22 protein-coding genes are annotated in these 21,072 nt (G+C 45.1%); 11 read left to right on the forward strand and 11 right to left on the reverse strand.

Annotation, left to right across the window (positions count from 1 at the left end; genetic code table 11):
- Positions 1-44: 44 nt before the first annotated feature.
- Positions 45-179 carry a protein YhfH gene (gene yhfH, locus NYE20_RS05600; RefSeq protein WP_003244802.1) on the reverse strand — a complete coding sequence of 45 codons (135 nt, stop codon included), beginning with the start codon at positions 177-179 and terminating at the stop codon, positions 45-47.
- Positions 180-336: 157 nt separating this feature from the next.
- Here yhfH and NYE20_RS05605 point away from each other — a divergent pair, with 157 nt between their 5' ends.
- The 4 genes from NYE20_RS05605 (at position 337) to lcfB (ending at position 4,447) form a co-directional block, all read left to right on the forward strand.
- On the forward strand, positions 337-1,071 hold the full coding sequence (locus NYE20_RS05605) for an MBL fold metallo-hydrolase (RefSeq protein ID WP_003233185.1): 735 nt from the start codon (positions 337-339) through the stop codon (positions 1,069-1,071).
- Between the two features lie 12 nt (positions 1,072-1,083).
- A complete protein-coding gene (gene lplJ, locus NYE20_RS05610; RefSeq protein WP_161621461.1) occupies positions 1,084-2,079 on the forward strand; it encodes a lipoate--protein ligase LplJ in 996 nt (331 codons plus the stop codon).
- Between the two features lie 64 nt (positions 2,080-2,143).
- On the forward strand, positions 2,144-2,788 hold the full coding sequence (locus NYE20_RS05615) for an SDR family oxidoreductase (protein ID WP_161621462.1): 645 nt from the start codon (positions 2,144-2,146) through the stop codon (positions 2,786-2,788).
- A gap of 117 nt (positions 2,789-2,905) precedes the next feature.
- Positions 2,906-4,447, forward strand: a complete 1,542-nt coding sequence (gene lcfB / locus NYE20_RS05620; protein WP_003244686.1) for a long-chain-fatty-acid--CoA ligase LcfB — start codon at positions 2,906-2,908, stop codon at positions 4,445-4,447.
- A gap of 38 nt (positions 4,448-4,485) precedes the next feature.
- Here the strand turns inward: lcfB and NYE20_RS05625 are convergent, their stop codons facing one another.
- Positions 4,486-4,881, reverse strand: a complete 396-nt coding sequence (locus tag NYE20_RS05625; RefSeq protein WP_014479359.1) for a hypothetical protein — start codon at positions 4,879-4,881, stop codon at positions 4,486-4,488.
- A 148-nt stretch (positions 4,882-5,029) separates the two neighbouring features.
- Between NYE20_RS05625 and NYE20_RS05630 the strand changes: the two genes are divergently transcribed.
- Positions 5,030-6,310 (forward strand): M48 family metallopeptidase, encoded by a 1,281-nt coding sequence (locus NYE20_RS05630; protein WP_134991613.1) that lies wholly within the window; start codon positions 5,030-5,032, stop codon positions 6,308-6,310.
- A 38-nt stretch (positions 6,311-6,348) separates the two neighbouring features.
- Here NYE20_RS05630 and aprE read toward each other — a convergent pair whose 3' ends face one another.
- A complete protein-coding gene (gene aprE / locus NYE20_RS05635) occupies positions 6,349-7,494 on the reverse strand; it encodes a subtilisin AprE (protein WP_015715621.1) in 1,146 nt (381 codons plus the stop codon).
- A 433-nt stretch (positions 7,495-7,927) separates the two neighbouring features.
- On the opposite strand from aprE, the gene NYE20_RS05640 reads away from it, so the two are divergent.
- The 3 genes from NYE20_RS05640 (at position 7,928) to NYE20_RS05650 (ending at position 10,629) form a co-directional block, all read left to right on the forward strand.
- The gene (locus NYE20_RS05640; RefSeq protein ID WP_128747005.1) at positions 7,928-8,377 is read left to right on the forward strand and encodes a GNAT family N-acetyltransferase; all 450 of its coding nucleotides are present in this window, start codon (positions 7,928-7,930) and stop codon (positions 8,375-8,377) included.
- Between the two features lie 71 nt (positions 8,378-8,448).
- Positions 8,449-9,441, forward strand: a complete 993-nt coding sequence (locus NYE20_RS05645; protein WP_003233163.1) for an acryloyl-CoA reductase — start codon at positions 8,449-8,451, stop codon at positions 9,439-9,441.
- Between the two features lie 216 nt (positions 9,442-9,657).
- Positions 9,658-10,629 carry an ABC transporter substrate-binding protein gene (locus tag NYE20_RS05650; protein WP_046160241.1) on the forward strand — a complete coding sequence of 324 codons (972 nt, stop codon included), beginning with the start codon at positions 9,658-9,660 and terminating at the stop codon, positions 10,627-10,629.
- A gap of 31 nt (positions 10,630-10,660) precedes the next feature.
- On the opposite strand, the gene phoE is transcribed toward NYE20_RS05650, so the two are convergent.
- From phoE to NYE20_RS05680, 6 genes are all read right to left on the reverse strand, one after another.
- Positions 10,661-11,242: a phosphatase PhoE gene (phoE, locus tag NYE20_RS05655; RefSeq protein WP_128747006.1), complete on the reverse strand. Its 582-nt coding sequence runs from the start codon at positions 11,240-11,242 to the stop codon at positions 10,661-10,663.
- 70 nt (positions 11,243-11,312) lie between these two features.
- Positions 11,313-12,407 carry an acetyl-CoA C-acyltransferase gene (locus tag NYE20_RS05660; RefSeq protein WP_049140683.1) on the reverse strand — a complete coding sequence of 365 codons (1,095 nt, stop codon included), beginning with the start codon at positions 12,405-12,407 and terminating at the stop codon, positions 11,313-11,315.
- A complete protein-coding gene (locus NYE20_RS05665) occupies positions 12,404-13,843 on the reverse strand; it encodes an acyl-CoA synthetase (RefSeq protein WP_128747007.1) in 1,440 nt (479 codons plus the stop codon). The genes NYE20_RS05660 and NYE20_RS05665 overlap by 4 nt, the downstream gene beginning before the upstream one ends.
- 6 nt (positions 13,844-13,849) lie before the next feature.
- Complete coding sequence (locus tag NYE20_RS05670) at positions 13,850-14,410, reverse strand: biotin transporter BioY (RefSeq protein WP_003233151.1); 561 nt, start codon at positions 14,408-14,410, stop codon at positions 13,850-13,852.
- Between the two features lie 134 nt (positions 14,411-14,544).
- Positions 14,545-15,843 (reverse strand): heme-based aerotactic transducer HemAT, encoded by a 1,299-nt coding sequence (gene hemAT / locus NYE20_RS05675; protein WP_064671445.1) that lies wholly within the window; start codon positions 15,841-15,843, stop codon positions 14,545-14,547.
- A gap of 138 nt (positions 15,844-15,981) precedes the next feature.
- Positions 15,982-17,511, reverse strand: a complete 1,530-nt coding sequence (locus tag NYE20_RS05680) for an FAD-dependent oxidoreductase (RefSeq protein WP_049140685.1) — start codon at positions 17,509-17,511, stop codon at positions 15,982-15,984.
- Positions 17,512-17,622: 111 nt separating this feature from the next.
- On the opposite strand from NYE20_RS05680, the gene NYE20_RS05685 reads away from it, so the two are divergent.
- Complete coding sequence (locus tag NYE20_RS05685; RefSeq protein ID WP_021479616.1) at positions 17,623-18,480, forward strand: SDR family oxidoreductase; 858 nt, start codon at positions 17,623-17,625, stop codon at positions 18,478-18,480.
- Positions 18,481-18,507: 27 nt separating this feature from the next.
- Here the strand turns inward: NYE20_RS05685 and NYE20_RS05690 are convergent, their stop codons facing one another.
- Entirely contained in the window at positions 18,508-18,741 is a 234-nt protein-coding gene (locus NYE20_RS05690; RefSeq protein WP_003233142.1) for an IDEAL domain-containing protein, read from the reverse strand.
- Between the two features lie 292 nt (positions 18,742-19,033).
- On the opposite strand from NYE20_RS05690, the gene comK reads away from it, so the two are divergent.
- On the forward strand, positions 19,034-19,612 hold the full coding sequence (gene comK / locus NYE20_RS05695) for a competence transcription factor ComK (RefSeq protein ID WP_029317573.1): 579 nt from the start codon (positions 19,034-19,036) through the stop codon (positions 19,610-19,612).
- Between the two features lie 46 nt (positions 19,613-19,658).
- Here comK and NYE20_RS05700 read toward each other — a convergent pair whose 3' ends face one another.
- Positions 19,659-20,558: an SDR family oxidoreductase gene (locus NYE20_RS05700; RefSeq protein WP_161621463.1), complete on the reverse strand. Its 900-nt coding sequence runs from the start codon at positions 20,556-20,558 to the stop codon at positions 19,659-19,661.
- A gap of 216 nt (positions 20,559-20,774) precedes the next feature.
- Between NYE20_RS05700 and NYE20_RS05705 the strand changes: the two genes are divergently transcribed.
- Positions 20,775-21,044 carry an excalibur calcium-binding domain-containing protein gene (locus NYE20_RS05705; RefSeq protein WP_021479615.1) on the forward strand — a complete coding sequence of 90 codons (270 nt, stop codon included), beginning with the start codon at positions 20,775-20,777 and terminating at the stop codon, positions 21,042-21,044.
- The last annotated feature ends 28 nt before the right edge of the window (positions 21,045-21,072 follow it).

Genomic DNA, 21,072 nt, shown 5'->3' on the forward strand with positions numbered 1-21,072 from the left:
AAAAATAAGAAAATCCCACGCGTAAGGCGCGGGATTTTCGCTCATTACAAATCGTTTACTTTTATACAGTCATTGCAGATATTACCATAACACTCATGCTGCTCTTCTATCTTTTTTCCGCATTCCGCACACTTTTTCGAAGGCAGGTTTCTAAAAAATTCTGTGATTTTCCCCAGCATAACCAATCCCTCTTTCCCCTTTGTAGTGATTTCATTGTAATATAACAGATTATAAAAATCAACAACTGTTTTGATACAATGTTTAAAACATGCTTTTTTTAAGAAAAATGGGTATATTGAAGGAGGATCAATTTTTTTGAAAAGATAGGAGGACATTATGAAAGTTACAGTTATCGGATGCTATGGCGGTTTTCCGGCCGCAAATGAAGCGACGTCAGGCTATTTGTTTCAGTCAGGTGATTACTCTCTGCTTGTTGATTGCGGCAGTGCCGTTTTGTCTAAGCTGTTCGGATATGTGCCGGCGGAAAAGCTGGATGCGGTCGTTCTGTCTCATTATCACCATGACCATATCGCTGATATCGGACCGCTGCAATTTGCCAAGCAAGTCGGTTCGTTTCTCGGCAAAGGAGAGCATACGCTTCCGATTTACGGACATGATGCTGATATAGAACAGTTTCAAAAGCTTACATATAAAACACATACGAAAGGGATCGCCTATCAGCCGGATCAGCCGTTGACTGCCGGTCCGTTTACGATCACCTTTTTAAAAACGATTCACCCGGTGACGTGCTATGCCATGCGGATTACTGACGGCAGCCACACTGTCGTTTATACTGCTGATTCCAGCTATCAGGATTCATTTATACCGTTTTCGAAAGATGCTGATTTATTGATCTCAGAATGCAATTTTTATGCCGATCAAGACGGAACAAGTGCAGGCCATATGAACAGCCTGGAAGCCGGGCGCATTGCAAAAGAAGCGGGAGCGGGAGAACTGCTGCTGACCCATTTGCCGCATTTTGGCGTGCATGACAACCTTCGCAAAGAAGCGAAAACCGTTTTTAACGGAGAAGTGAATATTGCGAAATCAGGTTTTGTGTGGGAAGGATAAAGGAGGAGCACCATGTTATTTATAGACAATCAAAATATCAATGATCCGCGGATCAATCTTGCTATCGAGGAGTACTGTGTAAAGCATTTAGACCCTGAACAGCAATATTTGCTCTTTTATGTGAATCAACCGTCTATTATCATTGGAAAAAACCAAAATACAATAGAAGAAATCAATACAAAATATGTTGAGGAAAACGGGATTATCGTCGTCCGCCGTTTATCAGGCGGGGGCGCTGTGTACCATGATCTGGGGAACTTGAACTTCAGCTTTATTACCAAGGATGACGGGGACAGCTTTCATAACTTTAAAAAATTCACTGAGCCGGTGATTCAGGCGTTACATCAGCTTGGGGTTGAGGCTGAATTAAGCGGCCGGAACGACATTGTAGTGGATGGCCGGAAAATATCCGGAAACGCTCAGTTTGCAACGAAAGGCCGTATTTTCAGCCACGGCACCCTCATGTTTGATTCAGCCATTGATCATGTTGTATCAGCATTAAAGGTGAAAAAGGATAAAATTGAATCAAAAGGCATCAAATCGATCAGAAGCCGAGTAGCAAACATCAGTGAGTTTCTCGATGATAAAATGACCACCGAAGAATTCCGCAGCCATTTGCTTCGCCATATTTTTAACACAAACGACATTGGAAACGTGCCGGAGTATAAGCTGACGGAAAAAGATTGGGAGACCATTCATCAAATTTCGAAAGAGCGCTATCAGAATTGGGATTGGAACTACGGCCGCTCGCCGAAATTTAACCTTAATCATTCGAAGCGTTATCCGATTGGATCGATCGATTTGCGCCTGAAAGTCAAGAAAGGCAAAATCGAGGACTGCAAAATCTTCGGAGATTTCTTCGGTGTCGGTGATGTATCTGAAATTGAAAACCTGCTGGTCGGAAAACAATACGAACGCAGCGTCATCGCTGATGTGCTCGAAGGTGTGAATCTCAAGCATTACTTTGGGAACATTACGAAAGAGGATTTCCTTGATCTGATTTATTAAGGCAAAACACATCGTTTGAAAGAGCGGTTGTGTTTTTGAAATAATGGAGGCAGGAGGGATTCACATGAAAGTGTTTTTAATCGGAGCGAACGGACAAATCGGGCAAAGACTTGTCTCTTTATTCCAAGGTAATCCTGATCATTCCATCAGAGCGATGGTCAGAAAAGAAGAACAGAAAGCGTCTCTTGAAGCTGCCGGTGCAGAAGCTGTGCTTGCGAATCTGGAGGGCAGCCCGGAAGAAATCGCCGCTGCGGCAAAAGGTTGTGACGCGATCATTTTCACAGCTGGTTCCGGCGGCAGTACAGGCTATGATAAAACACTGCTGGTGGATCTTGATGGAGCGGCAAAAGCCATTGAAGCTGCGGCCATTGCCGGAATCAAACGGTTTATTATGGTCAGCGCCCTGCAAGCCCATCACCGTGAAAATTGGAATGAGGCACTCAAGCCTTATTATGTGGCCAAGCATTATGCTGATAAAATTCTGGAAGCGAGCGGTTTAACCTATACGATTATCCGTCCGGGAGGCCTTCGCAATGAGCCTGGAACGGGAACTGTTTCAGCAGCGAAGGATCTTGAGCGGGGATTTATTTCCCGTGATGACGTTGCAAAAACGGTCATTGCTTCTTTAGATGAGAAGAATACGGAAAATCGGGCCTTTGATCTGACAGAAGGAGATACGCCGATTGCCGAAGCATTGAAGAAACTATGACAGTACTGACACTCAGGGCTTTTTGCTCTTGAGTGTTTTTTTCTGTTTCTCTATAATGGAGGAGAAAGCTTGGCTTCAATAATGAATGACTATTCATTCACTTTAAGGGGTGGGAGAATGAATCTTGTTTCAAAATTGGAAGAAACAGCATCTGAGAAGCCCGACAGCATCGCATGCAGGTTTAAAGATCACATGATGACGTATCAAGAGCTGAATGAATATATTCAGCGATTTGCGGACGGCCTTCAGGAAGCCGGTATGGAGAAAGGGGACCATTTAGCTTTGCTGCTTGGCAATTCGCCTGATTTTATCATCGCGTTTTTTGGCGCTTTAAAAGCTGGGATCGTGGTTGTTCCCATCAATCCGTTGTACACGCCGACAGAAATTGGTTATATGCTGACAAATGGCGATGTAAAGGCAATCGTGGGCGTTAGCCAGCTTTTGCCGCTTTATGAGAGCATGCATGAGTCGCTGCCAAAGGTTGAGCTCGTCATTTTATGCCAGACGGGGGAGGCCGAGCCGGAAGCTGCGGACCCAGAGGTCAGGATGAAAATGACAACGTTTGCAAAAATATTGCGGCCGACATCTGCCGCTAAACAAAACCAAGAACCTGTACCTGATGATACCGCGGTTATTTTATATACGTCAGGAACGACTGGAAAACCGAAAGGCGCGATGCTGACACATCAGAATTTGTACAGCAATGCCAACGATGTCGCAGGCTATTTGGGAATGGATGAGAGGGACAATGTGGTCTGCGCTCTTCCCATGTTTCACGTGTTTTGTTTAACCGTCTGTATGAATGCACCGCTGATGAGCGGCGCAACTGTATTGATTGAGCCTCAATTCAGTCCGGCATCTGTTTTTAAGCTTGTTAAGCAGCAGCAGGCGACCATTTTTGCCGGTGTGCCTACAATGTATAACTACTTGTTTCAGCATGAAAACGGAAAGAAAGATGATTTTTCTTCGATCCGGCTGTGCATTTCGGGAGGCGCGTCCATGCCAGTCGCATTGCTGACGGCGTTTGAAGAAAAATTCGGTGTTACCATTTTGGAAGGCTACGGGCTCTCGGAAGCATCACCCGTTACGTGCTTTAACCCGTTTGACAGGGGCAGAAAGCCGGGCTCCATCGGGACAAGTATCTTACATGTCGAAAACAAGGTCGTAGATCCACTCGGACGCGAGCTGCCCGCTCACCAGGTCGGCGAATTGATCGTGAAAGGCCCCAATGTGATGAAGGGCTATTATAAAATGCCGATGGAAACAGAGCATGCATTAAAAGACGGGTGGCTTTATACGGGGGACTTGGCAAGACGGGATGAGGACGGCTATTTTTACATTGTTGACCGGAAAAAAGACATGATCATTGTAGGAGGATACAATGTGTATCCGCGGGAGGTGGAGGAGGTGCTGTACAGCCATCCGGACGTCAAGGAGGCGGTTGTCATCGGCGTGCCGGACCCCCAAAGCGGGGAAGCGGTAAAGGGATATGTGGTGCCGAAACGCTCTGGGGTAACAGAGGAGGACATCATGCAGCATTGCGAAAAGCATCTGGCAAAATACAAGCGGCCTGCCGCCATTACGTTTCTTGACGATATTCCGAAAAATGCGACGGGGAAAATGCTCAGACGGGCACTGAGAGATATTTTGCCCCAATAAAATGAAAAAGCGAAGCGGTTAGCTTCGCTTTTTCATTTTCAATCTTTTGCTTCTTTTTTAATAATATTTAGCAGCGCCTTTGTATCATTTTTGCTCAATTTGTAGTATGTGCCATCCTTCGAAAAAACGGCTTGCTGGCTGCCGTCAATCCATAGTCTGAATGAGTCATACCGGTCTTTATGAAACTTGATTGTCCCTTCGTAATCAGGGGCTGATGTTTTTTCTGTCTTCACCTGTTTTCCCTGATTCATAATATCCAGCATATCTTTGACGTGCTGTCTTTTTTCAATCTCGATATCTTCCTGGCCGCTTGAAGACAGTGTGATCAAATCCGCGTCTACCGATTGATACACATCGCCTGATCGGCTGTAAAGATAAAAAAATGCTATAAACACAAGACCGATTACCACGATGGCTGCCACTATTTTTTTCATTTGCATCACTCCAAACATTGTTAGTTTTCCCAGCGATCGGGTTTTCCATGCTTAAAAGGGTGGAAAAGTGCGGAACACAGCTTGGTTCTAAGAATTTGAATTTATGATTACAATAGAAGTAACGGGTTGATGTGAGGAGTGAGGCGTTATGCGCAAGTGGATAGCGGCAGCAGGACTTGCTTACGTGCTGTACGGGCTGTTTTTTTATTGGTATTTTTTCCTGTCGGGTGATTCCGCAATACCGGAAGCCGTGAAAGGAACGCAGGCTGATCCGGCTTCTTTCATGAAGCCGTCTGATTTGGCAGTGGCCGAGCAGTATTCAAATATCAAGAATTTTTTATTTTTTATCGGGGTACCTCTTGATTGGTTTCTGTTTTTTGTTCTGCTGGTCAGCGGTGTTTCAAAGAAAATCAAGAAATGGATCGAAGCGGCCGTGCCTTTTCGGTTTTTGCAGACCGTTGGTTTTGTGTTTGTGCTTTCGCTGATTACAACATTGGTGACGTTGCCTTTAGATTGGATAGGCTATCAAGTATCGCTTGACTATAACATTTCCACACAGACAACGGCCAGCTGGGCTAAGGATCAGGTTATCAGCTTTTGGATCAGCTTTCCAATCTTTACGCTTTGCGTTCTCGTTTTTTATTGGCTGATCAAAAGGCATGAAAAAAAATGGTGGTTATACGCCTGGCTGTTAACAGTGCCGTTTTCGCTTTTTCTGTTTTTTATTCAGCCGGTCATTATCGATCCTTTATACAATGAATTTTATCCGCTGAAAAACAAAGAGCTTGAAAGCAAAATTTTAGAGCTGGCAGATGAAGCCAATATTCCGGCTGATCATGTATATGAAGTGAACATGTCAGAAAAAACAAATGCGCTGAATGCCTATGTTACAGGAATCGGGGCTAACAAACGGATTGTATTGTGGGATACGACACTGAACAAACTTGACGATTCAGAAATCCTGTTTATTATGGGCCACGAAATGGGCCATTATGTCATGAAGCACGTTTACATCGGTCTGGCTGGTTATTTGCTCGTGTCGCTCGCCGGATTTTATGTCATTGATAAGCTTTACAAGCGGACGGTTCGCCTAACCCGCAGCATGTTTCATTTAGAAGGGCGGCATGATCTTGCGGCACTTCCGCTGTTATTGCTTTTGTTTTCTGTTTTGAGCTTTGCGGTTACGCCTTTTTCAAATGCTGTCTCGCGTTATCAGGAGAATAAGGCTGACCAGTATGGGATCGAGTTGACAGAGAACAGAGAAGCCGCTGTTAAAACGTTTCAGGATTTGGCCGTGACGGGGCTGAGCCAGGTTGATCCTCCGGTGCTTGTGAAGATTTTCAGAGGCAGCCATCCTTCGATCATGGAACGGATTCAACATGCGGAGAAAGAAGAGAATGTGCCGGAACATCAGGATGCTGACAAATAAAAAGAAGCAGGTATGGAGGAACCTGCTTCTTTTTACTATTATTGTGCAGCTGCTTGTACGTTGATTAACCCTTTTCCATAGTAGAAAGAGTTTCCAAGATATGTTGCAGTGCTTTCTAAACGATCACGGACTTGCGCGTTTGTCCAAGTCGGGTGCTTAGAAAGAATTAACGCTGCTGCTCCGGCAACGTGAGGAGTCGCCATGGACGTGCCGTTGTAAGCACCGTAAGTGCCTCCAGGAAGTGTGCTTTGGATGGATACGCCAGGAGCCATCACATCAAGCTCAGAACCTGCGCTTGAGAATGAAGCTCTTTGGTTGCTGCTGTTTACCGCACCTACCGCAATAGTGGAAGGATATTTTGCAGGGTAGCCGACTGTGCTTGAGCTTCCGGACGAACCTTCGTTTCCGGCAGCGGCAGCAACGACGATACCGCTGGAAACGGCTTTATCAACGACTGTTTTCAGCGCTGTAGAACCAGAAGGTCCGCCAAGGCTCATGTTAATAACATCCATATTGTTGGAAATGGCCCATTCAATGCCGTTAATAATCCAGCTATATTGGCCGCTTCCTGTTGAATCAAGCACTTTTACTGCATATAATGATGCGCTTGGCGCTACGCCCAGAACACCGATTGAGTTATTAAGAGCGGCAATCGTACCGGCTACATGCGTACCGTGAGAACTGCCGTCCTGGTATGGGTTTGTTTCAGAAGGTACGAAGCTTGCTCCGCCTCTGACGTTTAAGTCAGGATGAGAAGAGTCAATTCCGCTGTCGATAACAGCTACTTTTACGTTAGAGCCTGTGTAGCCTTGAGAGTGAAGAGCCGGCGCTTTAATTTGAGAAATGCCATAAGGAACAGATTGCGCATATTCATGTGCAATATGATCTTCTTCCACATATGCAACGCTCGGATCTTTTTTCAATTCTTTTACAGCTTTTTCATCCAATGTTGCTGCGGCCGCGTTAACATACTTAAATTGCTTTTGAACCTTTCCGCCTTTTTCAGAAATAACATCCTTTTTCTTGGCGGAACTCATGGCACTCATTGTCTGTTTAAATCCGACAATGTATTTCTTTTCTGTACTGCTTTTTCCGGCAGCCTGCGCAGACATGTTGCTGAACGCCATCGTAAAGATTAACGTTAACGCAAACAACAAGCTGATCCACAATTTTTTGCTTCTCACTCTTTACCCTCTCCTTTTAAAAAATTCAGAGTAGACTTACTTAAAAGACTATTCTGTGAATTTATTGTAATAGATGGAATAATATTTTAGTAGACCCATTTTTTTGAGATGATTTTATCTCTATTTAGGTATATCATCTCTCGCTATTTCCGTAGAGACTCGAAATAACTATTTTCATACAGAAAAGAACGAAAATAGACATGAGTAAATGTTCATTATGCTGAAATGTCATGCTTTTTTAGGTTAAATGCTCCTGAGTCCCGGCAAATTCCTGTCGAAAAAATTCGTTCAAATGACCTGCATATGCTTCCGTGAGAACAATGGATATTATCGTGATATTTTTTCAAAGCATGATGATAAAAGTATTCTGAAAAATAAACTTTACAGAAAATGGATAGAATGAAAAAATTATTGAGAGGAAGGAAGAAATAAGATGAACATTCGCCAAGCAAAGACATCAGACTCGGCGGCCATTACGCCGCTGTTTAACCAATATCGGGAATTTTATAGACAGGCATCCGATTTGCAAGGGGCGGAGGCTTATTTGAAAGCTCGTTTGGAAAATCACGAGTCTGTTATTTTGATAGCAGAAGAAAATGGAGAATTCATAGGGTTTACCCAGCTCTATCCAACGTTTTCTTCTGTGTCAATGAAAAGGATCTACATATTAAATGACTTATTTGTCGTTCCTCATGCGCGTACAAAGGGAGCCGGCGGCCGGCTGCTTTCTGCCGCAAAGGATTATGCAGAGGAAAACGGGGCAAAATGTTTAACACTTCAGACTGAGCACCACAACCGGAAGGCAAGAAGCTTGTATGAGCAAAACGGCTATGAAGAGGATACCGGATTTGTCCATTATTGTCTCAATGTGCCGGCGAAGTGAAAATGGCGGCTTGATGATTTGGTTTTTTGAACGTTCTTCGGTTACGATATAAATGAAAAGGAGTGTGCCGAATGTCAACGTTATTTCAAGCATTGCAGGCAGAAAAAAATGCCGATGATGTTTCAGTCCATGTGAAAACCATATCAACAGAGGATTTGCCGAAGGATGGTGTCTTGATTAAAGTTGCTTATTCCGGCATTAATTACAAAGATGGTCTGGCCGGAAAAGCAGGAGGCAATATCGTCAGAGAGTATCCGCTTATTTTAGGCATTGATGCTGCGGGTACGGTCGTCTCTTCCAATGATCCGCGTTTTGCGGAGGGGGATGAGGTGATCGCGACAAGCTATGAGCTCGGTGTCTCCCGTGATGGCGGATTAAGTGAATACGCTTCTGTGCCTGGTGACTGGCTGGTGCCTTTGCCACAGAATCTTTCGTTAAAAGAAGCGATGGTGTACGGAACGGCGGGATTTACTGCGGCGTTATCAGTGCATCGGCTTGAACAGAACGGTCTGTCTCCGGAAAAAGGCAGCGTGCTAGTCACAGGAGCAACTGGCGGTGTCGGCGGAATTGCGGTATCGATGCTGAACAAGCGGGGCTATGATGTGGTGGCAAGTACCGGAAACCGGGAGGCGGCTGATTATTTGAAACAGCTTGGTGCAAGCGAAGTAATCAGCAGGGAAGATGTCTATGACGGAACGCTTAAGGCGCTGTCCAAGCAGCAATGGCAGGGAGCGGTTGATCCAGTCGGCGGAAAACAGCTTGCCTCGCTTTTAAGCAAAATTCAATACGGCGGATCTGTCGCAGTGAGCGGCTTAACCGGCGGAGGAGAAGTTCCGGCAACGGTGTATCCTTTTATTCTTCGCGGAGTAAGCCTGCTCGGAATCGATTCAGTATACTGTCCGATGGACGTCAGAGCCGCTGTTTGGGAGCGCATGTCTTCTGATCTCAAGCCTGATCAGCTGCTGACCATCGTGGACAGGGAAGTATCATTGGAAGAAACGCCGGGTGCGTTAAAAGATATTTTGCAAAATCGCATTCAAGGAAGAGTGATTGTGAAGCTTTAACAGGATCAGCTTGCAGAGAATGTTATTTTTCTGCAAGCTTTTTTGTGGACAGGATGTTCAGCTGCTGAACTGCTGTGTCGTGAAACAAGATTTTCCTGTAAGCCGAACTTTCTCTTCCCATTTAAAAAATAATTGGTGATAATGATTCTCATTCCGTGTTATACTACTCTTGGACATCTTAACCATAGAAACTACCAACAGGAGAGACTGGAACATATGAAAAAAACACTGATTATTCTTACAGTTTTACTTCTTTCTGTCTTAACGGCTGCTTGCTCGTCTTCAAGCGGCAATCAAAACAGTAAAGACCATAAAGTGGCGGTAACACATGATTTAGGGAAGACAAATGTGCCTGAGCATCCGGAGCGGGTTGTTGTTCTTGAGCTAGGTTTTATTGATACACTGCTTGATCTCGGCATTACGCCTGTCGGGGTTGCCGATGACAACAAAGCGAAGCAGCTGATCAACAAGGATGTGCTGAAGAAAATTGACGGCTACACATCTGTCGGCACTCGCTCACAGCCAAGCATGGAAAAAATCGCTTCATTAAAACCCGATTTAATTATTGCTGACACGACCCGGCATAAGAAGGTGTACGATCAGCTGAAAAAAATAGCGCCGACGATTGCACTTAATAATTTAAATGCTGATTATCAGGATACAATTGACGCTTCGCTTACGATTGCAAAAGCAGTCGGCAAGGAGAAGGAAATGGAGAAAAAGCTGACGGCGCATGAAGAAAAGCTTAGCGAGACAAAGCAGAAAATCAGCGCGAACAGCCAGTCCGTGCTTTTGATCGGAAATACAAATGATACCATTATGGCCAGGGATGAAAACTTCTTTACATCGAGACTTTTAACACAGGTCGGCTATCGATATGCAATCAGTACGTCAGGCAATAGCGATTCAAGCAATGGCGGCGACTCTGTGAATATGAAAATGACACTGGAGCAGCTGCTGAAAACAGATCCGGATGTGATCATCCTGATGACAGGAAAAACAGATGACCTCGACGCCGACGGTAAACGCCCGATCGAAAAGAATGTCCTTTGGAAAAAACTGAAGGCAGTGAAAAACGGGCATGTATACCACGTGGATCGTGCGGTGTGGTCTCTGCGCCGCAGTGTAGACGGGGCGAATGCCATTTTGGACGAGCTTCAAAAAGAGATGCCGGCTGCTAAGAAATAAAAGAAAAGACAGGCAAACGCCTGTCTTTTTCTTATTTGATAAAGCGGGATAAGTGGCTGTTGATATTATAGTCTTTTATCCGCCATTTTTCTTCTGCAAATTCAATGTTGCTGAGGCAGGCGTTGACGAGACGGGTGCTTTGAAGCTCCGGGTCACCGCCGGATATTTCTGTCAGCAGGGCGTGAATTGCCGCACCGTGCGCCACGATCAGCACCTTCTTGTTTGGATACGCCTGGTTCACTTTTGCCAAACCGCCCATCAGCCTGTCCGTGAGTTCTTCTAAGGTTTCCATATTCGGATAGATGTTATCTGGATAGCGCTTTGTCCGTTCCTCCAGCGGCATGCCCTCCGCGTCGCCGTAATCGCGTTCCTTAAAATCATCCATCTCGACTATCGGAAGATGCAGATATTCATTAATAATTTCCGCGGTTCTTTTCGCTCTTTTCAGCGGGCTCGTCACAATAACATCCCAAGAAAAGTCCTTTACATATTCTCCGGTTTCTCTTGCTTGGCGTTCACCTGTTGCGTTTAGCGGGATATCGGTTTTGCCTTGGCATTTTTGCTGCAGGTTCCAATCGGTTTCTCCATGTCTTACTAAACAAACGGCTGTCATAAAATCCCCTTCCTGACTTTATTCATATCGCTATTATACTAAATCGAAAGCGTGTGTCCTATGAAAAAGCCTATGCAAGAACTTCAAATAATAAAGCCAGTCCAATTCCGCCGCCGCTTCCGATGGCTGCAACCACATATTGACAGTCTGTCCGTCTTTTCGCTTCATAAAACAATCTGGTTACCAGAGCTGCACCTGATGCACCGTATGGATGGCCAAGAGCTAATGCGCCGCCGCGCACATTGATTTTTGAAAAGGGAATGCCGAGTTCTTGCGAGCAGACACAAATTTTGACGGCAAAGGCTTCATTGATTTCAAATAAACCGATATCCTCAGGTGTTACATCGTGTGTATGTAAGAGATTACGGATCGCATCAACCGGTGCCGCGGGCGGATAGTTGGGGTGAATCCCGCTGACAGCGCTGCCGATAAACCGGAGAACAGGCTTAAGTCCCAGGGCTGCCGCTTTTTCTTCTTCCATTACCAAAAGAGCCGCTGCTCCGTCTGCTATGCCACTGCTGTTGGCTGCTGTGACTGTTCCGGAGCTGGTGTCGAAAACCGGCTTTGCACGGGGAATAATCGCTTCTATTGGCCGCGTTTTCAAAAATGCTTCGTCCGTCTCCAATTCCCCGAGAGCAACAACTTCTTCACGGTAAAATCCTTCATCATGCGCGTTCCTGCTGCGTTGATGGCTGAGAAGCGCGTACTCATCCTGCATGCTTCTGCTGATGGAATAGCGTGCAGCCGTATATTCTGCCGCAATGCCCATGTCTGGATCGCCGATCGCATCTGGAGAAAAGCGGGCCCGTTCTGAAAAAGGGGATTGGCTGCTGCTTTCTGAGCCGCCCGCGATATACATCGTGCCGGCTCCCGCTTGAATAAGGCTGCAGGCATAGCGCACAGCTTCAAGGCCTGAGCCGCACTGTCTGTCAATTGTCATTCCGGGAACCGATAAAGGCAGTCCGGCTTGAAGGGCTGACATCCTGGCCAGGTTGCCGCCTCTGCCGGTAGCGTTTCCGAGAATGACCTCGTCAACTTGATCCTCTAGCTTTCGGCTGAGACAGCGGATGATGGGAGCCGCCAAATCCTCCGGCAGGAAGGGCTTCAGCAGTCCGTTTTGATTTCCAAAGATCGTTCGTTTTGCATCAACAATAACCGCATTCATTTATACTGTACACTCTCTTCCAGCCATTTTTTCACTCTGGAACGGGCAATTTTTCCGCTGCTCGTTTCCGGCAAGCTGTCTGCAAACACCCATTTTTTCGGAATTTTATAGGAGGCTAATTTCTGTTTACACAAGGCTTTCAGTGTTCTGGCATTAGCGTTTCCAAGAATGACAGCTACAGCGATTTCTCCCCAATACTCGTCGGGAATGCCAACGACAGCCGCGCTTTCAACCTCTGGGCAGGCGAGAAGCACACGTTCAATTTCTTCTGGGAAAATATTTAATCCTCCGTACACGATCATCCCGTTTTCTCTTCCTGATATGTATAGAAAGCCCTCTTCATCAACGTAGCCCATATCATCCACTGTCATCCATTCATCTGGTGTGCTGCCGTTCACATAGCCGGAAAACCGCATCGGGCTTTTGACAAATATTTTTCCGACTTCCCCTGGCTGACAGCGCTCTCCTCCAGCGTTGCGGATTTCGATCCGGACATTATGAAAAGGGCGGCCCGCTGAATGCGGCTTCCGTTTGCTGTCTTCCGGTGAAGAAAACGTCACAAAACTAAGCTCTGATGTGCCGTAAAAATCGTACAGCTTGAGATGAGGCCATGCAGCGGCAAGCTTCTCCTTGGATTCTGCCGGCCAGTCTGCGCCGGATGAGATGATTTTGACGGGACTGTCGGGAAAACCCTCAATCCTTGTGAGGGCGTCTGTCATCGTCGGTACGGTATAGAGAACACTGATGGATTCACGGCACAGCCATTCCTTCGCTTTGGCAGGAGAAAACTTTTTCAGCAAACAAACGGTTCCTCCGAGAAACAAAGTGCTGACTGCCCCGTATAAGAAGTGAGAGGACATTAACGTCCCGGGAATCAATACCGTGTCATTTGATGAAATCGAAAAATCTGTTTCTGTACAGGTAAAGCTCTCTATCCATGAGCGGTGAGATCGCGTAAAGGCCTTCGGTTTTCCTGTCGAGCCCGACGTAAATCCCATATAAAAAGGGTGCTCCGGATCAATGGTAGGCAAGGGATCAGCGGTTGCTTCAGAAATATCTGCCATACAGTTATCCAGCAAAACAACAGGTGTCTGGCTATCTGTCAGTTTGTTTTTGAAAAAGGCTAAAGTAACCACAAGATCCGCATTGCTTATGGACAGCCGCTCCTTACATTCAGCCGGGCTCCAGCGTGTGTCGATGGGAATGGCTGTGCATCCAGCCGCTGCGGCTCCGGCAAACAGCTGTAAAAACGCCAGACTATTTGGGAGCAGGATCGCCACACGATTCGGCATGCTCGGCTGTGACCGCAGCCAATTTGCGGTTTGAGAGACAAGCCGATCCCAATCATGGTACGTGATTTGCTCCGATTCAGTCTGGATCGCTACACGGCCGGGCGATGTTTCGGCAGTAGATGAATAGGTATGAGTAATTGTCATGTAGTGTCATCCTCCTTTTGTAAACATCGTATCAGAAAGAGACAAGGCTTGAGTGATTTTTATCGCCAGAAATGCAGATACAGCCGCTTTTATCAAATCACCAGGCACATATGCAAGGCTCATGAAGGCGGCCTGTGACAAATCAATATGCATGATAAAAGCTTGTACCGGTATACCAAGCAGATAAATAAAGATGATGCCGAATACGATATGAGTGAAAAAGAGACGCAATACTGTCACCTTCCGCAGCCTGTTAGCGGCTAAACTGATCAGCCATGAAGCGAGGGGATAAGCAATCAAAAAGCCTGCGCTCGGTCCGAAAAACACACCAAAACCGCCTCGTCCGCCGGGCAACAGCGGCGCTCCGAAGGCGACGAGCAGCAAAAAGACAAGCTGGCTTAAGAAAGCAGACTTTGGCCTGAGGATGCTGCCTGCCAACATGACACCAAGCGTTTGCAATGTAATCGGAACAGGTGTAAAGGATAAGAAGAGAGGGGGCATAAAGCCGAGCACTGCCATCAGCGCGGTGAAAATAGCAATATGCATCATGTCGATTAATTTCAGCATGTGAAATCCTCCAAACAGTAATCAAATATGGTTATACAATAAATGCAGGTAATTATTATGTCAACTGATTTTTAATTTAAGTTTACATAATGAACGCAAAAAAACCGGCCGTATCGCAGACCGGTTTTTGATGGTTATTCTTCTGTCAGGATGACAAGCGAATCAACGGAAGCGGCCACATGGGAAACGGCGCGGCTGACTTCCTGAAGTCCTCCAAGAAAGGCTTGCAGATCGACGTCGATTTTGCCTGATTGCTCTTTGCTGATTTTCATGCTGTGGACGATTTCATCGAATAAGCGGTTAATTTGCGTCATTTTTTCTTTACTTTCGCTGACTAGCTCATTCACGTCTTTGATATGCTTGGATACAATGTTGATTTGTGTATTCGTATTGTTCACAAGCTCAGAAACAGTAGAGACGGTTTTTTTCGTATCCTCAGAAAGCTTCCGCACTTCATTTGCCACGACAGCAAAGCCTTTGCCGTGTTCTCCGGCGCGGGCGGATTCAATAGATGCATTGAGCGAGAGAAGGTTTGTTTGTTCAGCTATGCCTGTGACGATGCCGAAGATTTTTTCAATTTGCTGCGCGATTTCATCCAGCTTGACCATTTCTTTTTCGATTTGGACAAGGCTTGTGTCAATTTTGTTCATCTGTTTTTGCTGGACTTCTAGCTCTTTTTTTCCGCCGATCGACTTTTCTTCAACAGTGCTGGATGTTACAGTGCCGGCTTTGGATGCTTGAGAAATGCCTTCAGATTTGTCCACAAGCTCTTGAACTGATCTGCTTGTTTCTGAAAACAGATTGGCAATCGATCCAGAGGTTTCTTGAATTTTCTGATGAAGAAGGTTTTTCTTTTCTTCTTGTTCATCACGGGTTTGGTTGTACTCGCTTTGAAACGCTTCAAGGACAAGCTGCTGTTCTAAGTTCAAGATTTTTGTTGTTGCTTTAATGGCTTTTAGCAGTTCTTGCTGATTTGAAATGGACGCTTCATAAATGTCAATCATTGACAAAAGAAGCTCTTGAAACGCACCCATATACCATTTTGGCAAAAGGCCGATTCTTAAATGGATGGAGGCGATTCGGTTACGCTTTTCAATGAATTCATCATCGATAACGCCTGCAAACATTTCCTGAATATGCCGTTTTAACGTTTGTTTTAAGCGGTCAACTGAGCTGTGATCATTAATGATATCCATCAATGAGCTTTCATGGTCAAGGTTTTTATAAAACGCATCAACGATATTTACGATATTTTCTTGAATGAGTGGCTGAAGCTGCTCTAACACGTAAAGCTCAGCATCTCCCAACCTGACCATTTTGAGCTGTTTTTTGACATCTGCATGTTTGTTTGTGAGCTGAATGCGGTTTTTTTGCTGTCCGTTTGAATCTGAAAAGTAAGCTGTTTCTTGTTTTCTGTCTTTTTTAAATAACAATACAATGATCCCCCTTGGGAAAAATATAATTTTTACTTTTTGGCTTTTTAAGCCTTTTTCTTTTTTATCGGCCAAGGGAAACATGAATGAAGCTGCAGATGAAAAATATTTGAAAAACCGTTCATTAAAATGAACGGTTTAATCGAGATCTATTTGTTTTAATGGTTTAATGGCCGGACCCTCTACAACTTCGCCAGATGGCTTAAAGCGTGACCCGTGGCACGGACAATCCCACGTATGCTCACTGTCGTTCCACTCGACCTCGCAGCCTAAATGGGTACAAGTCGTATCAACGAGATGGAGGCAGCCTGTCTCATCCCGAAATGCTCCCGCTCGCCTGCCGTTTATGGTGACGGCTTTCCCTTCTCCTGGCGAAATGTCTTCAAATTGGACATCAGGCTTTTCAAGCTTTCCTTTAATCAAATGCTTGGCGACATCGGCATTGTAGGAAATCACTTTCTGCAACCCGGGATTCAGATGGAAACGGGACGGAGTGAAAATGCTTTCGTATGGATTGTCTTTTTTCTCCACAAGGTCTGACAATAGAGTGGCTGCGACTGCTGAGGACGTCATGCCCCATTTTTTGAACCCGGTCGCTACTAGAATATTGTCCTCATTTTCCGACATCGGCCCGATAAACGGGATTTTGTCGATCGTCACTAGATCTTGTGTGGACCAATAATATGGAATGCTTTCGATGCCGATGGAGCTTTCGGCCAGTTGTCTCAGTGTTTCATAATGTGTAGACATGGCTTTTCCCTGGCCTGTTTTATGGCTTACTCCGCTGAAGAGAATCAGCTTTTCACCGTTTACAACCGTATAGCGGAGCGCCACTGACGGCTGATCGATACTCAAATACATGCCCTCGGGATACTCGATCTTCGGCTTGATGGCAAGGACATAAGATCTGTCGGAGTACATTCTCGCAGCATATAATCCGCCTCCGTCATAAAAAGGGAAGTGGGAACAGCATATGATAAAGCGGCTCTTAATGGCGTGCCGGCTTTTTGTTACCACTTCGGGCCTTTCGCCTTTTTTGATATCAAGCGCAACGGTCTCTTCATAAATTCGGCCGCCTTTTTGAACAATTTGCTCCAGAAGCGCTTTTAAGTATTGAAGCGGATGAAATTGAGCTTGATTCTTCATGACAAGCGCCAGCTTAGAACCTAAGGGAATTGGAAGATCCTTGATAAGGTCTCTTTCAATTCCGAGCTTTGTGTATGCCTCATGCTCGGTGCGGATTTTTTGAACAGCGTTTTCATTTGCCGTATAAAGATATGCGTCTTGCTCGATCCATTCACAATCAATTTGATGTTCATCCACAATGCCTTTTATGTAATCAATTGCGTTTTGGTTTGCTTCATAATAAAGCCTCGCATGGTTTAATCCGAAATGGCGGATAAATTCGTCGTATATCATGTCATGCTGTGCGGTAACTTTAGCAGTTGTATGTGCAGTGGTTCCGTTAAGAACCTGATTTGCTTCAATCAAAACGACACGGAAGCCTCTCTTCGTAAGTTCATATGCCGTTGTGATTCCCGTAATCCCGCCTCCGATAATGGTGACGTCACATTCAGTGTCCTCTTGAAGCGCAGGAAAAGAAGGCAGGTCAGTTGATGTTTTCCAGTATGTTTCAGGTGCTTCCTTTGCAAAATGTTGATTAGCCAAGCCGTTATACCTCCAATCAGATTTATTCTTAATTTTTCCATATTCTATCTTTTCATACATAGGAAGCAGGCATTGTTCATAACATAATAAGGTTGAAAAGGAGTGATTTCATTGGCGAATCAAAAAAAGAAAACATTACCGCCTCAGCACCAGAACCAGCAGCCTGGTTTTGAATATCTGATGGACCCGCGTCCGGTTTTTGATAAGCCGAAGAAAGCGAAAAAATTAGAGGGCAAAACCGCTATTATTACTGGAGGAGACAGCGGGATTGGACGCGCTGTCTCGGTGTTATTCGCAAAAGAAGGGGCTAATGTGGTCATTGTGTATTTGAATGAACATCAGGACGCCGAGGAAACAAAGCAGTATGTAGAAAAGGAAGGGGTAAAATGCCTGCTGATTGCAGGAGATGTCGGGGATGAAGCGTTTTGCAATGATGTGGTCGGGCAGGCAAGCCAAGTGTTTCCATCCATTGATATATTGGTTAACAATGCAGCTGAGCAGCATGTCCAGCCCAGCATTGAAAAAATCACCAGCCACCAGCTGATGAGAACCTTCCAAACAAACATTTTTTCCATGTTTTACTTAACAAAGGCAGTGCTGCCTCATTTAAAAAAAGGGAGCTCTATTATTAATACCGCTTCAATTACCGCCTATAAAGGCAATAAAACGCTGATCGATTATTCAGCGACAAAAGGCGCGATCGTTACGTTTACAAGGTCCCTTTCCCAGTCGCTTGTTCAGCAGGGCATACGGGTCAATGCAGTGGCACCGGGTCCCATTTGGACACCGCTTATCCCGGCCAGCTTTGCCGCAAAAGACGTGGAAGTGTTTGGTTCAGACGTGCCGATGGAACGCCCGGGACAGCCGGTCGAAGTGGCGCCAAGCTATCTATACCTTGCCAGCGACGATTCCACATACGTCACAGGGCAGACGATTCACGTCAATGGCGGAACAATTGTGAACGGATAATAAAAAGCCAATCCTTGAAGGATTGGCTTATTCGCTCTGCTTGAGCGCTGCATATTCTTTAGAGAGCGTAAGAAACGCATCTTTATCTTTTTCGTCCAAGGCTTTGTTAATTTGGTCCGTCAGCATGGCAAGCCGACGGTTATACAAGGATTCATCGAGCACCATTTGAATGTAAATATCCGTCATTGTGACATCGAATTCTTTTGTTTTTTGCGTGTTGCGGGACTTCATGAGCTCAGTGTACGATTTTTTCTCTTTCATAAAGAATCCCCCCAATGCCTTTTTTATAGTATATGGATAACGGTCGAAAAAATCAATAAATTTTTATAATTTTTAGACAACTAATACTTGGCAATCTATCGACATATCCTGCAAAATGCCGTAAACCGGCAAATCTTATGAAAGTAAAATCGGTTTATTACTAGTCATTTAGTACCAGTAAATATCATTAAAAGATGATTTTATCTTAAATGTTAAAAAAACCTGTCGTTTTACAAAAACAGATGATAGATTATTAGTATAAATTTTGCAGAAAAAGGATGGAGGCCATAATATGAGTCAGAAAACAGACGCACCTTTAGAATCGTATGAAGTGAACGGCGCAACAATTGCCGTGCTGCCAGAAGAAATAGACGGCAAAATCTGTTCCAGAATTATTGAAAAAGATTGCGTGTTTTATGTCAACATGAAGCCGCTGCAAATTGTCGACAGAAGCTGCCGATTTTTTGGATCAAGCTATGCGGGAAGAAAAGCAGGAACTTATGAAGTGACAAAAATTTCACACAAGCCGCCGATCATGGTGGACCCTTCGAACCAAATCTTTTTATTCCCTACACTTTCTTCGACAAGACCCCAATGCGGCTGGATTTCCCATGTGCATGTAAAAGAATTCAAAGCGACTGAATTCGACGATACGGAAGTGACGTTTTCGAATGGGAAAACGATGGAGCTGCCGATTTCCTATAATTCGTTCGAAAACCAGGTATACCGGACAGCGTGGCTTAGAACCAAATTCCAAGACAGAATCGACCACCGCGTTCCGAAAAGGCAGGAATTTATGCTGTACCCGAAAGAAGAGCGGACGAAGATGATTTATGATTTTATTTTGCGTGAGCTCGGGGAGCGGTATTAGAAAAATAGGAAGGAGCTGACCGAACAGGGCAGCTCCTTTCATAAAGCTATGCTGTCGGAATTCCTCCGGTGATGCCATATACCTGAGATGTCACATAGCTTGAATTCTCTGAAGCTAGAAATACATAAACATCGGCCAATTCCACTGGCTGACCAGCGCGATTTAATGGAGCTGGCGGCGTGCCTTGTCCGAATTTCGGGATGTTTTCCGTCGGCTGTCCGCCGGAAATTTGCAGCGGTGTCCAAATTGGTCCGGGTGCAACTGAATTTACTCTGATGCCTTTGGAAGCAAGCTGTTTTCCCAGTCCAACGGTAAAGCCGATAATGGCGTTTTTTGTTGCTGCGTAATCTAACAACATCGGGCTTGGATTATAGCCTTCAACTGAGGTAGTTGTGATAATTGAAGCTCCCTCCGGCAAATACGGAAGCGCCGCTTTTACAACCCAGTAAAGGGAAAAGACGTTCACTTCAAATGTTTTATAGATTTGTTCAGTAGGCAGATCTTCGATGTTTTCGACCGTTTGCTGTTTGCCTGCAACGAGCGCTAGCACATCAAGTCCGCCGAGTTTGTGATGCGACTGTTTGACTAGATCTTGGCAAAAGGATTCGTCGCTCAAATCTCCGGGGATCAGCACTGCTTTTCGGCCTTCTGCTTCAATCAGCTCTTTTACCTCTTCAGCATCTGGCTGTTCCTCGGGCAAGTAGTTAATGGCCACATCGGCACCTTCTCTGGCGTAAGCAATCGCGGCAGCGCGGCCGATACCGGAATCGCCGCCCGTGACAAGCGCTTTTCGACCCGTTAGTTTACCTGATCCTTTGTAGCTTTTTTCTCCGCAATCAGGGACAGGCTTCATGTTCTTTTGCAGGCCTGGCGGCTCTTGATATTGTTCAGGAAATTCATCATGAAAAAATGCTTTTATAGGATTCGTAAGATTTGAATCAGACATCATCAACGCTCCTTTTCTGTTTGGTGTACATTCGTATGTGTACCCCTGAGCATAAGCAGAAAAACATGTTTTGGCAGTTTGAATAGTGAAGGAAAAAGAAAACAAGAAAAAACAAAGACTTCTTCCATATTTATCTTGTCAAATAAGACTATATGAATTATGATAAATTCGATCTATAAATCAACTAAATATTGGGTGTTGGGGGAGTGAATCGTCATGAAAAAAGCTGCCGCGGTTTTGCTGTCACTCGGTCTCGTTTTCGGTTTTTCATACGGAGCTGACCATGTGGCAGAAGCCAAAACAAAGGTGAAGGTCTATAAGAACTGCAAGGAGCTAAACAAAGTATACAAAGGCGGGGTGGCCCGCACATCGAAGGTGAAAAACAAAGGCGGAAAAACGAAGTACAAGCCTTACGTCTCTAAGGCGCTTTATGATGCCAATAAAAATAAAGACCGCGATAAAGATCTTATCGCCTGTGAACGTTAAACAAGAAAAAGCAATCTGATGACCAGAT

Source organism: Bacillus sp. FSL R5-0416 (assembly GCF_037975425.1).
GTDB lineage: Bacteria > Bacillota > Bacilli > Bacillales > Bacillaceae > Bacillus > Bacillus subtilis.

Excerpts from the sequence above, each read along its gene's own strand:
- NYE20_RS05660 (WP_049140683.1), bottom strand. The coding sequence starts at position 12,407 with ATGAATGCGGTTATTGTTGATGCAAAACGAACGATCTTTGGAAATCAA.
- NYE20_RS05665 (WP_128747007.1), bottom strand. The coding sequence starts at position 13,843 with ATGACAATTACTCATACCTATTCATCTACTGCCGAAACATCGCCCGGC.
- NYE20_RS05705 (WP_021479615.1), top strand. The coding sequence starts at position 20,775 with ATGAAAAAAGCTGCCGCGGTTTTGCTGTCACTCGGTCTCGTTTTCGGT.
- lplJ (WP_161621461.1), top strand. The coding sequence starts at position 1,084 with ATGTTATTTATAGACAATCAAAATATCAATGATCCGCGGATCAATCTT.
- phoE (WP_128747006.1), bottom strand. The coding sequence starts at position 11,242 with ATGACAGCCGTTTGTTTAGTAAGACATGGAGAAACCGATTGGAACCTG.
- yhfH (WP_003244802.1), bottom strand. The coding sequence starts at position 179 with ATGCTGGGGAAAATCACAGAATTTTTTAGAAACCTGCCTTCGAAAAAG.
- NYE20_RS05605 (WP_003233185.1), top strand. The coding sequence starts at position 337 with ATGAAAGTTACAGTTATCGGATGCTATGGCGGTTTTCCGGCCGCAAAT.
- NYE20_RS05650 (WP_046160241.1), top strand. The coding sequence starts at position 9,658 with ATGAAAAAAACACTGATTATTCTTACAGTTTTACTTCTTTCTGTCTTA.
- comK (WP_029317573.1), top strand. The coding sequence starts at position 19,034 with ATGAGTCAGAAAACAGACGCACCTTTAGAATCGTATGAAGTGAACGGC.
- NYE20_RS05690 (WP_003233142.1), bottom strand. The coding sequence starts at position 18,741 with ATGAAAGAGAAAAAATCGTACACTGAGCTCATGAAGTCCCGCAACACG.
- NYE20_RS05615 (WP_161621462.1), top strand. The coding sequence starts at position 2,144 with ATGAAAGTGTTTTTAATCGGAGCGAACGGACAAATCGGGCAAAGACTT.
- NYE20_RS05670 (WP_003233151.1), bottom strand. The coding sequence starts at position 14,410 with ATGCTGAAATTAATCGACATGATGCATATTGCTATTTTCACCGCGCTG.
- NYE20_RS05630 (WP_134991613.1), top strand. The coding sequence starts at position 5,030 with ATGCGCAAGTGGATAGCGGCAGCAGGACTTGCTTACGTGCTGTACGGG.
- NYE20_RS05700 (WP_161621463.1), bottom strand. The coding sequence starts at position 20,558 with ATGTCTGATTCAAATCTTACGAATCCTATAAAAGCATTTTTTCATGAT.
- NYE20_RS05625 (WP_014479359.1), bottom strand. The coding sequence starts at position 4,881 with ATGAAAAAAATAGTGGCAGCCATCGTGGTAATCGGTCTTGTGTTTATA.
- NYE20_RS05640 (WP_128747005.1), top strand. The coding sequence starts at position 7,928 with ATGAACATTCGCCAAGCAAAGACATCAGACTCGGCGGCCATTACGCCG.
- NYE20_RS05645 (WP_003233163.1), top strand. The coding sequence starts at position 8,449 with ATGTCAACGTTATTTCAAGCATTGCAGGCAGAAAAAAATGCCGATGAT.
- lcfB (WP_003244686.1), top strand. The coding sequence starts at position 2,906 with ATGAATCTTGTTTCAAAATTGGAAGAAACAGCATCTGAGAAGCCCGAC.